This window comes from Sanguibacter keddieii DSM 10542 (assembly GCF_000024925.1).
GTDB classification, from domain to species: Bacteria; Actinomycetota; Actinomycetes; order Actinomycetales; family Cellulomonadaceae; genus Sanguibacter; species Sanguibacter keddieii.
In genome coordinates, this window is sequence record NC_013521.1 from 395,853 (window position 1) to 412,874 (window position 17,022).

A 17,022-nucleotide genomic window follows, 5' to 3' on the forward strand; every position below is an offset into this window, starting at 1 on the left:
GCCGCGCTGCCGCGTCGGTCATGCTCCGGCTCAGCCGACCTCGCGTGCTCGCCGAGCCACCCGCTCGGCGTCCTCGGCGCTCGTCGCGTGGGCGAGGGCGCCCCGCGCCGCTCTGACGCTGAAGTGCTCGAGCACCGCGCTGTCGGTGCGGCTGTCACCGGACCGGATGCGCACGGTCCCCGAGTCGACGCGCTCGTTCTTCGACGGCTGGAGCCCGGAGACCAGCCAGGCGCCAGTCCCCGGACGGATCTCCACCTCGAGGGCACGCCGGTCGTCGGTAGGGCGGACGGCGAGCACGCTGTCCCACGGGATCTCGGCGCTGGTGAGGGGCTTGCGGGGTGGGCTGAGCGGGGCGACGATCCCGCGGGCGTCGAGCGAGAGGACGTGCTGCGGCTCGCGCGACCGACGCGACAGGGATCGGATCCCGTGCGCCAGGAGCGCGAGCCACCCGACCAGCACCACGAGCCCGAGGGCGAGCTGCGGGTAGGACCGTCCGCAGGAGGCCGCGGTCCGCAGCGCGATGCAGGAGCGCGTGTCCGCAGCCCACGACGCGTCGACGAGCGCGAGCAGAGGTGGCAGCAGGAGACCGAGCGGGAGGATCGACAGCGCCACCGACGTCGTGATCAACGCGATCACCTCGCCGCGCATCGGTGGTGGAGCCGACGCCATGAGGGTCCCGTGGGCCCAGCGCCAGGTGGTCGTCACCCTGTGACCTGCCGTACGCGCCTTCTCACCAGCCATCAGCCCTGCCGCCCCCCCGCCGTCCGTGTGGTCCGCGCAGCCTCAGACCGCCGGCAGCACGACGATGCCGCCGAACCGGGCTTCCTGGGCGTAGTAGCGGCGCCCGTCGATGAGCACCCGGCCGGAGCGCGCCGCGGCCGACGCGGGCGTGCCGTCGTCGTACTGGGCGTCGAGGCCGCCCGAGAAGCTCGCGTTGAACAGCAGGACGCCGCGCCCGGTCTCGTCGGTCGCCCACGCCACGCACCACAGGCACACCTGGTCGGGGTAGCGCTCGAGCTGGCGGCTCACCGTGCCGCACACCGGGCAGCTCTGCCCGGTCTCGGGTGTGGTCAGCGCCGTACCGGACGCGTCGGTGCCGGGAGAGTCGCTGCCGCCGACCGACGCGTCGAACAGCCCGTGCTGCGCGGTCCGGCGCCCCATCCGCGACACGTCGATGCCGCGCACCCCTGGCCAGCCGTGCACCGCGAAGGCCCACTCGCGCGGGATGTAGCGCGTGCCGTGCCGCGCGCCCAGGAGCGCGCCCGCGATCGCTGCGACGGTGTCGGTGTCCCCGCCGATGCGCACCGCACGGTGCAGCGCGTCGGGCAGGTGCGAGACCACGTGGTCGTACTCGGTGATCTCCCCGGCCGAGAAGAACGGCGACCGGTAGATGGCGTGCCATGCGGCCTGGAAGGCCGTCACGGTGAAGCCGTTGTTGCCGAGGTCGGCGACGGGGCGCTCGGACTCGGCGTCCGCGATCCACGCGGCCCAGAGCTCACGACGGTCCGCAGGCAGCAGGTCGAGGCCCGAGCGCAGGTCGAGGCGCTCCTCGGTGACCGCCACCCGGATGGCTTCCGACCACAGCACGCAGGACTCCGCCGCGAGCGGGTCGGCGTGCGTCAGGCGCGCCACGGCCGTCGCGGCCCGTGCGGTCGCCTCCCGGTCGGTGAGCGCCACGAGCCCCACGACGCCGGTGCGCATGAGGGCGCCGTTGCCGGCCGTCTTCCCCGTGCGCAGGTGCAGGTGCTCCGACGCCGACACCAGGCGTGCCGACGGTGAGCCCTCGAGCCGGGCCGCCTCGTCGAGCACCGTGCGGGTCTGCGCACCCACGTCGGTCGCGCCCCGCGCGAACCACTCCTCGAAGGCCGCCGCGATCTCGTCGAGCTCCGCCTCCGTGTCGAGCGCCCCGCCGCGCTCGCTCACCCGGGCCACGCAGATGGCCATCTGGGTGTCGTCGCTCCACTCGCCCGGGGCGTACGGGCCGAGGCCGCCGCCGCGCATCTCCGCCTCGCCCTCGGGCGGGTAGTCGAACTCGTAGGGGACCCCGAGAGCGTCGCCGCACGCCTGCCCGAGCAGCACCCCGGAGGCGCGGTCGAGCACGTCGAAGGAGACCGGGTCGGGAGTCATGGTCGAACCCTATCGAGTCGGGGCACCCGACGGCAGGACCCCTCGCCGCCGGAGCAGCGAGAACACCCGCCACCCCCTCCTCGCAGGTCACGTGAGCAGCACCGTGAGCACGACCGCGAGACGACCGCAGGACGACCGGCGGACCGCCTCGACCGCGTAGGCTAGGGCGGCTTCCCACCCCCCCACCGAAGCCGCGAGAGAGAGCGATGAACCACGACGACGTCGAGGCCCTGCGCCGCGACAACGCCGCCTGGCGGCTGCTCCGAGCCGACTCCGCGCCCCTCGTGCTGAGCTTCCTCGGGCGTGTGTTCATCGAGCAGAACGTCCGTGCCATCGGCGAGACCGAGCTGGTCTCACTGCTCGACGACGCCCTCTACGACCTCAACGCCGGGCACGACCCCGCGCCCTACCCGCGCACCCCCAAGGCGTACCTAGACACCTGGGCCGCGCCCGAGGCCGGCTGGCTGCGCAAGTACTACCGGCCCGGCTCCGACGAGCCGCAGTACGACGCGACACCGTCGGTCGAGAAGGCCGTCGGCTGGGTGGCCACCCTGCGCGGACGGTCCTTCGTCGGGACCGAGTCGCGCCTCAACACCGTCTTCGAGCTGCTCCGCCAGCTCGCCGTGGGCACCGAGACCGACCCCGACGTCCGGCTCGGTCAGCTCGAGGCCCGCCGGGCGCAGATCGACGCCGAGATCGAGCAGGTCCGTGCCGGCGTCGTCCCCGTGCTCGACGCCGGGTCGCAGCGCGACCGCTACCAGCAGTTCGCCGCCATGGCCGCCGAGCTGCTCTCCGACTTCCGCGAGGTCGAGGACAACTTCCGCTCCCTGGACCGCGAGATGCGCGAGCGCATCACCGGCTGGGACGGCGCCAAGGGCGAGCTGCTCGAGCAGGTGGTCGGCAGCCGCGACGCCATCGCCGAGTCCGACCAGGGCCGCTCCTTCCACGCGTTCTACGACTTCCTCCTCTCGCGCGAGCGCCAGGAGGAGTTCACCGAGCTCATCACCAAGGTGCAGACCCTCGACGCCGTGAGCGCCATGAGCGGCGGGGACAAGCGCCTGCGCCGCATCCACTACGACTGGCTCGACGCCGGCGAGCGCACCCAGGCCACGGTCCGCGTGCTCTCCGAGCAGCTCCGGCGGTTCCTCGACGACCAGGTGTGGCTCGAGAACCGCCGCGTCATGGACCTGCTGCGCAGCATCGAGGGGCACGCGCTCGCCGTCCGCGACAGCGCCGTGGGGGCGCCCGAGCTCGTCACCGAGATCGACGGCGTGAGCCTCGACATCGTGCTGCCCATGGAGCGCCCGCTGTTCCGCCCGCAGACCGTCGCCAAGATCGACTCCGAGCACGTGGCTCCCGGCGAGGTCGACTTCGACACCAGCCGCCTGTTCGACCAGGTCCACGTCGACCCCGCGCGCCTGACGGCGGGTGTGCGCGACGCGCTGCGGCACGAATCGCAGGTGTCGCTGCCCGACGTCGTCGCCGCGCAGCCCCTCGACCAGGGACTCGCCGAGCTGGTCACCTACCTGTCGCTCGACGACCCACGGTTCCGCGTGGTCGTCGACGCCGAGCACACGGACGAGGTGCGCTGGATGCTCGGCGACGTCGAGCGCGTCGCGACCGTCCCGCGCGTGACCTTCGTGCGCAGGTCCGGATCGAGCCCGTCCGACCTCACCGCAGCACCGTCCGACCAGATCGCAGCGCCCGCATCTCACGCACAGCCTGAGGAGACCTCATGAGCCAGCCCACGGCCCGCGCCGACTCGGAGCTGTCGCACGTCGTCACGGCCCTGATGAAGGGCGTCGTCTACCGCGACACCCATGCCCAGACCTTCGCCGACCTCATCACCCTGCAGCCGCAGGTGCGCGACTACGTCGCCGTCATCGGGCTGAGCGTCGTGGTCGACGACACCGAGGGCTATGCCTACCTGCGCTCCATGGACGACGACACGGAGCGCGAGGGCACCCTGCGTCTCGTCGCCCGCCGCTCGCTGCCCTTCGAGGTGAGCCTGCTGCTCGCGCTGCTGCGCAAGCGCCTCGCGCTGTTCGACTCCGAGGGCGGTCAAACGCGCCTCATCCTCGGGCGTGACGAGATCGTCGAGATGGTCCGGGTGTTCCTGCCCACGTCGAGCAACGAGGTGCGCCTCGTGACGCGCGTCGAGGGCATGGTGCACCGCGCCGTCGAGCTCGGGTTCCTGCGGGGGCTGGGCGAGGGGCAGTACGAGGTGCGGCGCGTGCTCAAGGCCTTCGTCGACGCGCAGTGGCTGGCCGACCTCGACGCGCGGCTGGCCGAGTACTCCGGGTACGCAGCACAGGGACACGCGAGCCAGGCTGCTCAGGACGTGCAGACCGACGGGACGGTGGAGTGATGGAAGGCCTGTTCAGCGCAGTCGAGCTGCACGACGCGGAGGCGGACGTCGACCAGCGCGCCGGGTTCCGGCTCGAGCGCCTCGAGGTGCTCAACTGGGGCACCTTCGACCGCACCACATGGTCCTTCGACCTCGAGGGGCGCAACGCCCTGCTCACCGGGGACATCGGCTCGGGCAAGTCGACCATCGTCGACGCCGTCACCACCCTGCTGCTGCCCGCCAACCGCATCAGCTACAACAAGGCGGCCGGCGCCGAGGCCAAGGAGCGCACGCTGCGCTCGTACGTGTCGGGCTACTACAAGTCCGAGCGCAACGAGGCCACGGGCACCTCGCGCCCCGTGGGCCTGCGCGAGGGCTCGACGTACTCGGTGATCCTCGGTGAGTTCGTCAACCGCGGCTTCGAGGCCACGGGCGTCCTCGCCCAGGTGTTCTGGCTCAAGGACGGCGACCAGGGGCAGCCCAGCCGCTTCTACGTCACCGCGGCGTCGAGCATGACGATCGCCGAGCACTTCGCGAACTTCGACGGGGACATCACGCGGCTGCGCAAGCGCCTGCGCGAGGCCGGTGCGCAGGTCCGCGACACCTTCCCCGAGTACGGCAAGGACTTCCGCCGCATGCTCGGCATCGAGTCCGACCAGGCCATGGACCTGTTCCACCAGACCGTGTCGATGAAGTCCGTCGGCGACCTCAACGAGTTCGTCCGCCAGCACATGCTCGAGCCCTTCGACTCCGGGCAGTGGACCGACCGTCTGGTCGCGCACTTCGACGACCTCACCCGCGCCCACGACGCCGTGACCCGGGCGCGCGCGCAGATCATGCAGCTCACGCCGCTCGTCGCCGACTGCGACCGCTTCGCGGGTCTCGTCGACCAGGCGAGCGCCGCGACCGCGCAGCGCGACGCCCTGCGGGTGTTCACCGCGCAGCGCAAGGACAGCGTCCTCACCGCGCAGATCGACGCCTACGACGCGGCGATCCGCGCCCGCGACGAGCGGCTCGTGTCCCTCGACGTCGAGATCAGGACGAGCGAGGCCGAGCGTCGTCGGCTCGAGCTCGAGCGGGCCGGGCACGGCGGCGACCGCCTCGCCCAGATCGAGGCCGAGTCCGCGCGCCTCGACGCGGTGCGCGCCGACCGCGAGAAGCGCGCGGCCGAGTACCGCAGCAACCTCGAGGCCGCCGGGCTCGAGGGCGTCGCCGACGCCGCGGAGTTCGCCGCGCGCCGCGACCAGGTCCTCGCGCAGGTCGCGACGGAGAAGACCGAGCTGCAGCAGGTCGAGACCGCGATCGGCGAGATCGACTACGCGCTCCGTGAGCAGAAGGTCGTCTCCCGCGAGATCACCGAGGAGATCCGCAGCCTCCAGGGACGCAGCTCGAGCCTGCCCGCGCGCAGCCTGCAGGTCCGCGCGCAGATCGCGACCGAGCTGGGCATCCCCGAGGACGAGCTGGCCTTCGCCGGCGAGCTCATCGCCGTGCGCGACGACCACCGCGACTGGGAGGGCGCCGCGGAGCGTGTGCTCCGCAGCTTCGCGCTGTCACTGCTGGTGCCCGCCGCGCACTACGACGCGGTGTCCGGGTGGATCAACAGCAACCACCTCGGCCAGCGCCTCGAGTACTACCGGGTGCCTGCCGAGGTCCGACCGCGCGTCGAGAGCGGCGGCGGGGCGGACTGGCCGCACCTGTCCGAGATGCTCGAGATCCAGGAGTCGACGGTCTCGCGGTGGCTCGAGCAGGAGCTCGCGCGCCGTGCCGACTACGCCTGCGTGGACTCCCTCGACGAGTTCCGCCGTGCGCACCGCGCCGTGACGCGCGAGGGCCAGATCAAGCACTCGGCCAGCCACCACGTGAAGAACGACCGCAACCGCGTCGACGACCGCTCGACCTACGTGCTCGGCTGGAGCAACCAGACCAAGGTCGACACGCTCCTCGCGCAGGCGACCACGGTCTCCGAGACGGTCGCCGACCTCACCGACCAGCGGGCTGCGCTCATCGCGACCAAGGACGCCGTGGTCGACCGCGCGCACGCCCTCAACCGCCTCGAGATGTTCCGTGACTTCACCGAGCTCGACTGGGAGCAGGTGGTCCACCAGGTCGGCGAGCTCACCGCCGAGAAGCGCCGCATCGAGGCGAACTCCGTCGAGCTGGCCGAGCTCGCGTCGACCCTCCAGGAGCAGACGCGCCGCGGTGCCGAGCTCGCGGAGGAGCGCGACCGTCTCATCAGCCGCAACGGCGGGGAGCGGCACGCGGTCGAGTCCTTCCGGACGCAGCGCGAGGCCGCGCGGAAGGTCAGCGGCGGTGCGGGTGCGGGCGCCGGTGCCGACGGTGCTGCGACCACCGGTGCTGCGGGCGTCGACCAGGAGGCGCTCGACGCCGTCGCCGCGCTGTGGGAGGCGCTGCCGGGCCAGGGCGGCGGCCGGCCGGGTGCCACCGTCGCGGGTGGTCCGGGCTCGGGCGACGCCGCCACGACCATGGCTGAGATCGACGCGGCCGAGGCCGCGCTGCGCACCCAGCTCACCGGGGTGGTCGAGGCGCGTCAGCGCGAGCAGGGCCAGCTGGCGACGAGCGTCGCGAAGCAGATGACGGCCTTCAGCCAGCAGTTCCCCGTCGAGACCTCTGAGATGGACAACGACGTGCGGGCCGCGGGGGAGTACCGCGAGCTGCTCGAGCGCCTCGAGCGCGACGACCTGCCGCGCTTCGAGGAGAACTTCAAGGAGTACCTCAACACCAACACCATCCGCGACGTCGCCCAGTTCGCGGCCGAGCTGCAGAAGCAGTCCGACCTCATGAGCGACCGCGTGGACGTCATCAACGACTCGCTGCGCGCGATCGACTACAACCCTGGGACGTACATCCGCCTCGAGATGACCAGCACGCCCAACACCGAGGTGCGCGACTTCCGCACCCAGCTGCGGGCCTGCACGGACGGGATCCTCGGCGAGGACCTCGACCAGTACTCCGAGCAGCGGTTCTTGCGGGTCAAGGAGATCATCGAGCGGTTCCGGGGGCGCGAGGGTCAGACCGAGGCCGACCAGGCGTGGACGGTCCGGGTCACGGACGTGCGCAACTGGTTCGTGCTGTCCGCGTCGGAGCGGTCCAAGGCCGACGACGTCGAGCTCGAGCACTACTCCGACTCCGGTGGTAAGTCCGGTGGTCAGAAGGAGAAGCTCGCGTACACGATCCTCGCGGCGTCGCTGGCCTACCAGTTCCGCCTCGACTGGGGCGCGGTGCGGTCCAAGGCCTTCCGCTTCGTGGTGATCGACGAGGCCTTCGGGCGCGGGTCCGACGAGTCGACGCGCTTCGCGTTGCAGCTGTTCCGCAACCTCGGGCTGCAGCTGCTCATCGTCACGCCGCTGCAGAAGATCCACGTGATCGAGCCGTTCATCTCCGCCGTCGGCTACGTCGACAACCCCACGGGCCGCGGCTCGCGGCTGCAGACGCTCACCATCAACCAGTACCGCAGCAAGCGCTCCGAGCACCTCCTGGGAGCCCTCGGCGCCGAGGTCTGACACGCGTCGCGAGGTCGCACCCCCGTCACCGAGACCGCACGCCTGCCGCCGAGGTCGCACAGACACGCCAGATGTCCGTCCTCGGACGGTGGTCCTGGCGTGTCCGTGCGACCTGGACCGCGCAGGTGCGACCTCGGCGACCTACAGGGCGCGGAGGACGGTGTGGGCCTGCTCGCGGACGGCGGGCAAGAGCCGGGCGGACACGTCGGACGCCGCGCCGTCCCAGTCGTCGATCCCCGCGAGAGCCTCGGCCATCGCGTCGGGAGCGACCTCGGCAACCTCCCGGATCTTCTCGAGGACAGGTGTCTCGTCCACGGACACCGTCTCGCAGAATCTCTTCCAGGTGTCGGGCGTGACGCGGGCCGGGTCGAGCTGCCCCGCGATGCTCATCGAGAGTGCTCTCGAACCGCCCGCCGGAGGGTCGTACGCGAGCCCGGTCGCGACGTCGAACAACGGCGCCAGCTCCACATCGTCGCCCTGCAGCAGCACGGCGTAGTTGCGCGCGTGCGCGTCCGGCGCAGCGATGACGGCGTTGTAGACCAGCCCGTCGAGGAACCGGGCGACGTTCGTAGCAGCGGCTCGCGCGGTGGACGAGCTCTCTCGCAAGAGCCGGACGACCGCGCGCGCGTCCGGGCCGCCCTCGCTCTCGTACTTCTCACGGACCCCGAGCGCCTGGCAGAGGTCTTCCTGGTGCAGACGGCGCAGACCACCGGGCTCTCCGGTCGAGGCTCGGTCGAAGCGCGTGATGACGATCGCGTCCTCGCTCTTGAACGAGGCGTACTCCGTCTCCGCTGCGGGCACTCCGCAGCGGACAGCGGCCCGCATGCTCACGTGCTCGATCATCGCCTGGGCGCGGAGGGCGTAGATCCCGGGCTTCACGATGTGGCTCGTGGGCTCGGACCCGGTCGCCTCGAACCATCGGTCGTCGTGTCGTCGGAGCGCGAACTTCTGCTGGCTCCCGCCGAGAGACCAGTGCTCGCCAGGCATCGTCCAGCTCGCGTCCCTGTCGGTCCGGAGCGTCGCGAGGCGCATCTCCACGTCGGAGTCCGAGACCGGGACGAGCCGCCCTGTGCGCGCTGCGGTGACGTCGACCTCGTCCGGTGGGCAGAGCTGGACCGCTCCCGGGCAGTCCTTGCCGACGGCGGCCAGGAGGCTCAGGACGTCGTTCGCGTCTGCGCCGTGGACGCGCGCGACGGCACGACGGGCGACGTCGTCGTCGGGGACCAGCCCGGAGAGGAAGGTGTCGACCGGGGCGCCGGTGATCGTCCCGGTCGACGTCGGCAGGGACAAGGACAGGGGAGTGCGACCTGGCCCGCGCGCACTCTCGGTGAACTCGAGCCTGAGGGTGCCGCTCCGACCGCGTCCGACCTCGGCGACCACCTCGCCGTCGAGCAGCACGGCGAGGTGAGGGCTGCTAGGAGGCATCGTCGGGCCTGTCGTCGCGCACCATGAGCGAGGCGTCGAGCGTGTCGAGCAGGTGCATGACCAGCCCCACCTCGAGACCGTGCTTCGAGCCGCTCTCGACGGCGACGACCCACTGTCGGGAGACGCCGGCGGCTTCGGCGAGCTGCGCCTGGGTCATGCCGCGGTCGGAGCGCAGGCGCCGGACGGCAGCGCCCAGCTTCGGGAGCGACCGTGCGAGGGTGATCGACTGGCCTGTCATGATGTCAGCATACGGCGACACCAACGTGGTGTCTACGTACGACGACATGACCGTCGTGTCATCGTACGACGACACGAGGGCCACGAGGTCGGTCGGCTCAGCCCTGACCAGCCTGGGTCTGCTGGCGGCGGTAGCGGCCCGGGCTGGTGCCCATCTGCTGGGAGAAGGCCGCGCTCAGGGCGAAGGGGCTGCCGTAGCCGACGTCGGTCGCGATGGACGCGAGGGTGCGGTCGGTCGTCGTGAGCAGGTCTGCGGCGAGGGTGAGCCGCCAGCGGGTGAGGTAGGCCATCGGCGGGGAGCCCACCTGCGCTCGGAAGCGCGCCGCGAAGGTCGCGCGCGAGACGTCGACCTCGCGCGCCAGCGCGACCACCGTCCACGGCTCGGCGGGGCGGTCGTGGATCGCCCGGAGCGCGCCGTGGACCACGGGGTCGTGCGGGGCGGACAGCCACCCGGGTGCGTCGTCCGGGTGCGCGGAGAGCCAGGCGCGCACCGTGGTCACGAGGAGCACGTCGACGAGCCGGTCGAGCACCGTCTCCTGCCCGACGCCGTCAGCGGCGACCTCGCCGACGAGCAGGTCGACGAGCGTCGTCCCCGGGCCTGAGCCCGCGGGGACGTGGGCCACGCGCGGGAGCGCCTCGGTCGCGAGCCGCCCCACCTCGCCCGCGCCCTGGTAGGTGGCGACGAGCAGCGAGTCCGCGCCGTCGGCGGAGTTGCCCCAAGTGCGCGTCCCGTGCGCCATGGCGAGGTGGAGGTCGGTGCCGTCAGGCGTCGAGCAGGACTGGTCCGGGCCGATCACGGCGCTGGTCGGCGCTGTCGTCGCCGGTCTTGCCGGCGGACGTGTGGCGGCGTCGGTCGAGGGGGTGGGTGATGGTCGAGGCGCCGTCAGGTGCTCGACGACGTACGGCTCAGGCCCGCGCACCAGGGCGACGTCACCCGGCCGCAGCTCGGTCGTGGCACCGCCGGCGACCAGCCGCCCGCCGCCGCGGAGGACTACGACGAGGGTGAGTGCAGCCTCGTCCCGGACGTCGACCGACCACGGCGGGTCCATGACGACGCGGAGCGTGAACGCTCCGCGGGCACGGGGGTGGTCGAGCAGACCGGACAACGGGTCCATGCCTCGACCCTAGACGCTCACGTATGTTCTGACACGGATGAACTATTCACAGTCTCGTCCACAGGCTGTGGACTGACCGCATGACCTCCTCCACAGCACACCTCCTCGCGGCCTGCGGCGCGGCCGTCACCGGCGGGGTCTACCTCGCCTTCTCCGCGATGGTCATGCCCGCGCTGCGCTCCCGGCCCGCCGCCGACGCGATCGCCACGATGCAGCAGGTCAACCTCGCGGCGGTCCGGCCGCCGTTCATGGTGGTCTTCTTCGGTGCGGCTGCCAGCGCGGTCGTGGTGGTCGTCGTCGAGGTGGTCCGGGCGAGGGGGGACGGTGCCGTCGGGCTGGGGACCGTCGTCGGCGTCGCGGGAGCCGCGCTCTCCCTCGCCGGATTCGTCGTCACGGTCACCTACAACGTGCCGCGCAACGACCTCGTCGCCGGGCTCGACCCGTCGTCGGCGGCCGGCCAGGCGCGCTGGCTCACCCTGGCCCGCGAGTGGACGGGGGCCAACACCCTGCGCGGCGCGCTGTCCGTCCTCGGGGCTGCGCTGCTCGGGACACGGGTCCTGCTGCCCTGACCACCCGCTCGACTATCCTCGGGACATGCCTGTGCCGCCCACCCCGACGCCTGACCAGACGACGTCGAGCCTGCGCAGCCCCCGCGATCCCGTCCCGCCGCAGCAGCGTGGTCTGCTCACCGAGCAGATCGCCCGCAGGCTCGAGCACGACATCCGCTCCGGGGACATCGCCGTGGGGGCCAAGCTGCCGTCGGAGCGGGAGCTCGCCATCCAGTTCGGGGCCAGCCGCAACGTGGTCCGCGAGGTGCTGCGGCGGCTCGAGGCGCAGAGCCTCATCGAGGTCGCCCCTGGTCGTGGGTCCTTCGTCAGCGAGCACTCCTCCGCACAGGCCCGCGGGTACGACGCCCTCTACCGTGCCGAGCGGCCCACCGCCCGGCACCTCATCGAGGCGCGCATCCCGCTCGAGGTCGAGATCATCGGCCTCGCGACCGAGCGTGCCACCGAGGCCGACATCGCCGCCATGACCGTCGCCAACGACATCCTGCTCACCGCGCAGGACGTCGTCACGCAGGCCAGGGCTGACCTCGACTTCCACGACGCCATCGCCGCGGCGTCGGGGAACCCGGTGCTGCGCATCATGCTGTCGTCCATCAGCGGCATGATGTTCGAGATGATGCTGCGGTCCAACTCCGACCCGTCCATCGGCGAGCCCGGCGTCCCGCACCACCCCGAGATCCTCGAGGCCGTCAAGGCCCGCGACGTCGACCTCGCCCGCCACCGCATGCGCGAGCACCTGTCCCTCGGCCTGCGGACCTACGGCGCCGACCTCGACGTGTCCCTCGACGTCATGGCCACCCGGCACATCGAGACGTTGCTCCGGGGGCAGCAGGGCGGGTGACCGCCCACGCACGGCGTCGGCGGTAGCCGGTGCCGTGACGCGGGAGAGCCCCCGACCGCGCGCGGCGGTCGGGGGCTCTCGTCGTCGTGCGGGAGCGTCGTGCAGGTGCTCAGCGAGCCGACGTGGTGAGGCGTCGGCGGCCGGCGAGCAGGAGCACACCCGAGCCGAGGAGCACGCTGACGAGCAGCGCGGTCGAGCCGATCTCGGCGCCGGTGGCGGCGAGCGGGGCTGCGGTGACTGCCGCGGGCGCTGCCGGTGCGGCAGCCGCCGGAGCGGCGACCACGGGTGCGACCGGTGCTGCGACGGGGACGGTGACGATCGGGCCGGTCTCGACGGGGGTCTCGACGGCAGGGGTGCCCTCGGTGACGGTCACGGGGATCTCGGCCCAGCGTCCCGAGGTGCCGCCGGTGGCCTGGACGTGGTGCTGACCGGCGGGGACGCCCGCCGGGAGTGCGACCACGAGGGTCGCGACGCCGTTCTCGTCGGCGACGGCCGTGCCGAGGAAGACGGGGTCGGAGTGCAGGTAGAACGTGACGGTCTCGCCGGGGAGGAAGTCGCGGGCGACGAGCGTGATCTTCTTGCCGGTCACGAGCGTCTTCGTGGAGCCGGTGAGGTCGGCGTTCGGGGTGGTCGAGCCCTTGGCGGGCTCGCCGGTGACGACGACGCGGACGATGTTCTTGGTGCCGTTGACGGTCTTCGAGGCTGCGGTCTCGACGACGACCTCGTGGGTGCCGGGGGCGAGGACGGGCAGAGTGACGGTGACGTCACCGGTGGCGGGGACGGTCAGGTCGATCGGTGCGTCGGTGCCGGTGACCCGCAGGGCGACGGGGCGGTTCTCGGCGGGGAGGCCGACCGTGAAGGTCGCCGGGGTGCCGACGGTGGTGGTGACCGTCGCAGGGACGGTGACCTTCGGGGTCACCGGGGTGACGGGTGGGATCACGGGCGGGGCCTCGACGGACGTCGAGGAGATCCCGAAGGAGTCCTGGAAGCGCTCGTCGCCGGAGTAGGAGGCGTCGACCGTGTAGTTGCCCGGCTGCGTGCTCTCGAAGACGACGGTCGCGACGCCGTCGACCAGGGTCGCCTCCTTCTGCAAGCCCTTCGTGCCGAGCCTGACGAGGACGGTCCCGGTCGGGTGCTCGACCTCGGCGACCCCAGCGATCGACGGCAGCTGGGCGCGTGCGACCGTCACCGCGATCTCGACGCGGGGGCTGCTGACCTTCGGGACGTCGACCGTGACGGTCGTGGGCGCCTTGCCGACCGGCCGGGGAGCCTCGACGACCATCTGCGCGCCCTCGGACGCACCCTTCGAGTAGCTCTTGTCACCCGAGTAGGTGGCGATCACGTCCCGGTAGGTCCCTGGGGCGAGGCCCGGGACGACGACCTCGACGGCGCCGCCGGTGAGCGGGGTCGCGGTGCCCAGGGGCTTCCCGCCGTCGTAGGTGAAGGTGATCGTGCCACCCGGGGTCGGGAGCTCCGGAGCCTGGACGACCTGGGCCTTCAGGGTGGCCTGCGAACCCGTCACGAGCGAGGGGACAGGCGCGAGGACCGCGGACTTCCACTTGACCCGGATGTCCTGGGCGAGGGAGGTGGACTCCTTGAGGTTGAGGTCCTTCGAGCCGCTGTAGGTCGCCGTCAGCTCGTGGTGACCGGGTGCGGCGTCGATACGCGCGTCGGCGGTGCCTGCGGCGACGGGTGACGCCGGACCGGTCAGCCGACCGTCGAGGTAGAACGCGACGGTGCCCCCGGTGACCGGTCCGTTCGCGCTGAAGACCACGGCCTGGGCGACGATCTGCTCGCCCGGCTCGACGACGGTCGAGTAGACGTTGAGGCCCGTCGTCGTCTCGAGGACCTCAGGGGCGTCGGACGTCACGACGACCTGCTGCGACTGGCTCCGGACATCGGCGATGTCGGAGTACTGGCACACGGCGGTGAGGTCGTGGGTCCCGGGGGTCGCGAAGGTCACCCACGCGGCGTAGTAGCGCTGCGACGCGTCGCTGCTGATCTCCTGGGCGTAGCCGCCGGTGCTGTCCGAGGTCTCCCATGACGCGCCGAGGAGCGGGAACTCGACGTTCTGCGGGCAGGCGATCTCCGCCCAGTACTCCTTGCCGACGACGACCTCGCTCTCGTAGAAGCCGATCACCGGCTGGGCCGGCTCGGCGGCGGCAGGTAGTGCCGTCGCTGCGAGGGCGCCGAGGGCGAGGGGTGCGGTGAGAGCCGCGGCGACGAGCCTGCGCAGCTGCGCCGCGCGGGGCCTGGACGAGTGGGGAGCCGGGGTGCGACGAGTGCGCATGGCTGTCCTCCTGGGACAAGGGACCGATGCGGCGGAGATGTCCGCTGCTGACCGTCCATCGGCAGGACGGCGGGTCTCGTGAGGGGTCGTGGTGGGGGAATCTCGTCCTGCGGACCTGACGGGGAGCGTGTCGTCAGACGGTCACCCCGGACGTGCCAGAGCCCCCGACCGCGGTGCGGTCGAGGGCTCTGGTGTCGTGCGGTGCTGCGGAGTCAGCTCGGTGTGCTGAACCGGCGACGGCCCGCGAGGAGCAGTGCGCCGGACGTGAGGAGCACGCTGACGAGCAGTGCGGTCGAGCCGGTCTCGGCGCCGGTGGCGGCGAGCGGGGCTGCGGTGACTGCCGTCGACGCTGCCGGTGCGGCAGCCGCCGGAGCGGCGACCACGGGTGCGACCGGCGCTGCGACGGGGACCGTGACGATCGGACCGGTCTCCACCGGGGTCTCGACGGCAGGGGTGCCCTCGGTGACGGTCACGGGGATCTCGGCCCAGCGGCCCGAGGTGCCACCGGTCGCCTGGACGTGGTGCGCTCCAGCCGGCACGCCGGCGGGGAGTGCGACGACCAGGGTCGCGACGCCGTTCTCGTCGGCGACCGCGGTGCCGAGGAAGACGGGGTCGGAGTGCAGGTAGAACGCGACGGTCTCGCCAGGGAGGAAGTCGCGGGCGACGAGCGTGATCTTCTTGCCGGTCACGAGCGTCTTCGTGGAGCCGGTGAGGTCGGCGTTCGGGGTGGTCGAGCCCTTGGCGGGCTCGCCGGTGACGACGACGCGGACGGTGTGCTTGGTCCCGTTGAGGGTCTTCGAGGCTGCGGTCTCGACGACGACCTCGTGGGTGCCGGGGGCGAGGACGGGCAGGGCGACGGTGACGTCACCGGTGGCGGGGACGATCAGGTCGATCGGTGCGTCGGTGCCGGTGACCCGCAGGGCGACGGGGCGGTTCTCGGCGGGGAGGCCGACCGTGAAGGTCGCCGGGGTGCCGACGGTCGTGGTGACGGTCGCGGGGACGGTGACCTTCGGGTTCACGGGCGTGGGCGGCGTCACGACGGGCAGCGCCTCGACCACGGTCGTGGCGCTGCCGACAGACACGTCGAAGTACTCGTCGCCGGTGTAGGAGCCCTCGATCTCGTACGTCCCGGGCTTCACGCCCTCGAAGACGACGGTCGCGGTGCCCTCCACGAGGGTGACCTTCTGGGTCGGGCCGCCCTTGGCGAGCGAGACGGAGACGGTGCCGCTCGGCGTCCTGGCTGCCGCGACGCCGACGGCGGTCCAGTGCATGCCGGGTGCGACCGAGATCTTGGCCTTCACTGAGGAACCGACGATCGTGGCGGGCACGTCGACCGTCACGACGGTCGCGTCCTTGACCGGGGTCACGGGCAACGCCTTGTCGACGATCATGTCGCGTCGTCCGGTGCTGCCGTCACCGTAGTTCTCGTCGCCGGAGTACACCGCGAAGACCTCGGGGTAGATGCCGTGGGCGAGCTCGGGGAGCTGCAGGACAGCGGTCCCGTCGACGAGAGGAGCGGAGCCGAGACGCGCTCCCTCGCTGTAGCGGAAAGTCACGGTGCCGGACGGGACAGGCAGGCCTGCCGTCTGCGCCACCGAGGCGCGCAGCGTGGTGAACGGTGCGCGGACACGGTCGGGGACCACCGAGGTGACGATGGCCTTGGACTTCACCCAGACCTCGTCCTGGCCGTTCGAGGCCTCGAAGAGCTCCGTGCCGGCGTACGAGGCGCCGACCGTGTAGGTGCCCCACCCGGGGTTCGGGATCGACGTGGAGACATAGCCGTGGGAGTCGACGGCGACGGCGCTTCCGACCGGATCACCGTTGAGGGAGAACTGCACGGTGCCGTCGGAGACGAGGCCGCTCTTGGTGGAGACGGTCGCCTCGACACCGATGGGGTTGCCCGGCTCGACCGCCTCCGGGTAGGCGCGCGCCGCAGTCGTGGTGGGTGCTGCGACGGGGGCGGCAGCCTCGATGGTGAAGTAGAAGCGGTTCGCCCCGACGACCGTGGGAACGCCGCCGGTCTCGGTCACGCACTGGACGTCGACGTACTGCTCGCCCGCGGTGGGGAACGAGAAGTTCTCGGAGTACTGCTTCTCGTCCTCGACGACGGTTCCCCGGATGTGAGAGGTGCCGTTGCCCGCGGAAGACAGCCAGTCGATCTTGTTGTAGTCGACGTCGCTGACGTTCGGGCACGTGAAGACGACGTTGATGGTCTCGTCGACCTTCGCGCTGGCCGGAGCGCCGGACATGGTCGGGTAGCCCGGCTCGGCCGCGGCCGGCAGCGCCGTCGCTGCGAGGGTGCCGAGGGCGAGCGGCAGGGCGAGCGTGGCGGCGACGACGCGTCGCAGGCTGGCTGCGCGGAGACGGGACTGGTGGGGAGCCGGGGTGCGACGAGTGCGCATGGCTGTCCTCCTGGGACAAGTGACCGATGCGGCGGAGATGTCCGCTGCTGACGATCTATCGGCGGGGTCGGGTTCGCTGTGAGGGTGCGAGGGGGTGGAAAAAGTCGTTCATCCTCTGCTACGGTCCAACTGGTCCTACCAGTTGGACCAC

At 71.9% G+C, this 17,022-nt stretch carries 12 protein-coding genes; 5 read left to right on the forward strand and 7 right to left on the reverse strand.

Features of this window, described 5'->3' with window-relative positions; genetic code table 11:
* Positions 1-30: 30 nt before the first annotated feature.
* Positions 31-705: a hypothetical protein gene (locus SKED_RS01750; RefSeq protein ID WP_143755617.1), complete on the reverse strand. Its 675-nt coding sequence runs from the start codon at positions 703-705 to the stop codon at positions 31-33.
* Positions 706-783: 78 nt separating this feature from the next.
* Complete coding sequence (locus tag SKED_RS01755; RefSeq protein WP_012865394.1) at positions 784-2,127, reverse strand: ADP-ribosylglycohydrolase family protein; 1,344 nt, start codon at positions 2,125-2,127, stop codon at positions 784-786.
* Between the two features lie 206 nt (positions 2,128-2,333).
* Here SKED_RS01755 and SKED_RS01760 point away from each other — a divergent pair, with 206 nt between their 5' ends.
* From SKED_RS01760 to SKED_RS01770, 3 genes are read left to right on the forward strand one after another with little or no spacing between them, the layout of a single operon-like run.
* Entirely contained in the window at positions 2,334-3,866 is a 1,533-nt protein-coding gene (locus SKED_RS01760; RefSeq protein WP_012865396.1) for a DUF3375 domain-containing protein, read from the forward strand.
* Positions 3,863-4,495, forward strand: coding sequence for a DUF4194 domain-containing protein (locus SKED_RS01765; protein WP_012865397.1), 633 nt, complete (start codon positions 3,863-3,865; stop codon positions 4,493-4,495). The genes SKED_RS01760 and SKED_RS01765 overlap by 4 nt, the downstream gene beginning before the upstream one ends.
* Complete coding sequence (locus SKED_RS01770) at positions 4,495-7,995, forward strand: ATP-binding protein (protein ID WP_012865398.1); 3,501 nt, start codon at positions 4,495-4,497, stop codon at positions 7,993-7,995. The genes SKED_RS01765 and SKED_RS01770 overlap by 1 nt, the downstream gene beginning before the upstream one ends.
* Positions 7,996-8,136: 141 nt before the next feature.
* On the opposite strand, the gene SKED_RS01775 is transcribed toward SKED_RS01770, so the two are convergent.
* The 3 genes from SKED_RS01775 to SKED_RS01785 form a co-directional block, all read right to left on the reverse strand.
* Positions 8,137-9,420, reverse strand: coding sequence for a type II toxin-antitoxin system HipA family toxin (locus SKED_RS01775; protein ID WP_012865399.1), 1,284 nt, complete (start codon positions 9,418-9,420; stop codon positions 8,137-8,139).
* The gene (locus tag SKED_RS01780; RefSeq protein WP_042438360.1) at positions 9,410-9,658 is read right to left on the reverse strand and encodes a helix-turn-helix transcriptional regulator; all 249 of its coding nucleotides are present in this window, start codon (positions 9,656-9,658) and stop codon (positions 9,410-9,412) included. The genes SKED_RS01775 and SKED_RS01780 overlap by 11 nt, the downstream gene beginning before the upstream one ends.
* A gap of 97 nt (positions 9,659-9,755) precedes the next feature.
* Positions 9,756-10,772 carry an AraC family transcriptional regulator gene (locus SKED_RS01785; RefSeq protein ID WP_012865401.1) on the reverse strand — a complete coding sequence of 339 codons (1,017 nt, stop codon included), beginning with the start codon at positions 10,770-10,772 and terminating at the stop codon, positions 9,756-9,758.
* Positions 10,773-10,852: 80 nt separating this feature from the next.
* On the opposite strand from SKED_RS01785, the gene SKED_RS01790 reads away from it, so the two are divergent.
* Entirely contained in the window at positions 10,853-11,341 is a 489-nt protein-coding gene (locus SKED_RS01790) for an anthrone oxygenase family protein (RefSeq protein ID WP_012865402.1), read from the forward strand.
* A gap of 25 nt (positions 11,342-11,366) precedes the next feature.
* On the forward strand, positions 11,367-12,179 hold the full coding sequence (locus SKED_RS01795) for a FadR/GntR family transcriptional regulator (protein WP_081447884.1): 813 nt from the start codon (positions 11,367-11,369) through the stop codon (positions 12,177-12,179).
* Between the two features lie 109 nt (positions 12,180-12,288).
* Here SKED_RS01795 and SKED_RS01800 read toward each other — a convergent pair whose 3' ends face one another.
* Both SKED_RS01800 and SKED_RS20820 read right to left on the reverse strand, forming a co-directional pair.
* Positions 12,289-14,469 carry an Ig-like domain-containing protein gene (locus SKED_RS01800; protein WP_012865404.1) on the reverse strand — a complete coding sequence of 727 codons (2,181 nt, stop codon included), beginning with the start codon at positions 14,467-14,469 and terminating at the stop codon, positions 12,289-12,291.
* Between the two features lie 212 nt (positions 14,470-14,681).
* Positions 14,682-16,871 (reverse strand): Ig-like domain-containing protein, encoded by a 2,190-nt coding sequence (locus SKED_RS20820; RefSeq protein WP_012865405.1) that lies wholly within the window; start codon positions 16,869-16,871, stop codon positions 14,682-14,684.
* Positions 16,872-17,022: the final 151 nt, after the last annotated feature.

Excerpts from the sequence above, each read along its gene's own strand:
- SKED_RS01755 (WP_012865394.1), bottom strand. The coding sequence starts at position 2,127 with ATGACTCCCGACCCGGTCTCCTTCGACGTGCTCGACCGCGCCTCCGGG.
- SKED_RS01760 (WP_012865396.1), top strand. The coding sequence starts at position 2,334 with ATGAACCACGACGACGTCGAGGCCCTGCGCCGCGACAACGCCGCCTGG.
- SKED_RS01765 (WP_012865397.1), top strand. The coding sequence starts at position 3,863 with ATGAGCCAGCCCACGGCCCGCGCCGACTCGGAGCTGTCGCACGTCGTC.
- SKED_RS01770 (WP_012865398.1), top strand. The coding sequence starts at position 4,495 with ATGGAAGGCCTGTTCAGCGCAGTCGAGCTGCACGACGCGGAGGCGGAC.
- SKED_RS01775 (WP_012865399.1), bottom strand. The coding sequence starts at position 9,420 with ATGCCTCCTAGCAGCCCTCACCTCGCCGTGCTGCTCGACGGCGAGGTG.
- SKED_RS01780 (WP_042438360.1), bottom strand. The coding sequence starts at position 9,658 with ATGACAGGCCAGTCGATCACCCTCGCACGGTCGCTCCCGAAGCTGGGC.
- SKED_RS01785 (WP_012865401.1), bottom strand. The coding sequence starts at position 10,772 with ATGGACCCGTTGTCCGGTCTGCTCGACCACCCCCGTGCCCGCGGAGCG.
- SKED_RS01790 (WP_012865402.1), top strand. The coding sequence starts at position 10,853 with ATGACCTCCTCCACAGCACACCTCCTCGCGGCCTGCGGCGCGGCCGTC.
- SKED_RS01795 (WP_081447884.1), top strand. The coding sequence starts at position 11,367 with ATGCCTGTGCCGCCCACCCCGACGCCTGACCAGACGACGTCGAGCCTG.
- SKED_RS01800 (WP_012865404.1), bottom strand. The coding sequence starts at position 14,469 with ATGCGCACTCGTCGCACCCCGGCTCCCCACTCGTCCAGGCCCCGCGCG.
- SKED_RS20820 (WP_012865405.1), bottom strand. The coding sequence starts at position 16,871 with ATGCGCACTCGTCGCACCCCGGCTCCCCACCAGTCCCGTCTCCGCGCA.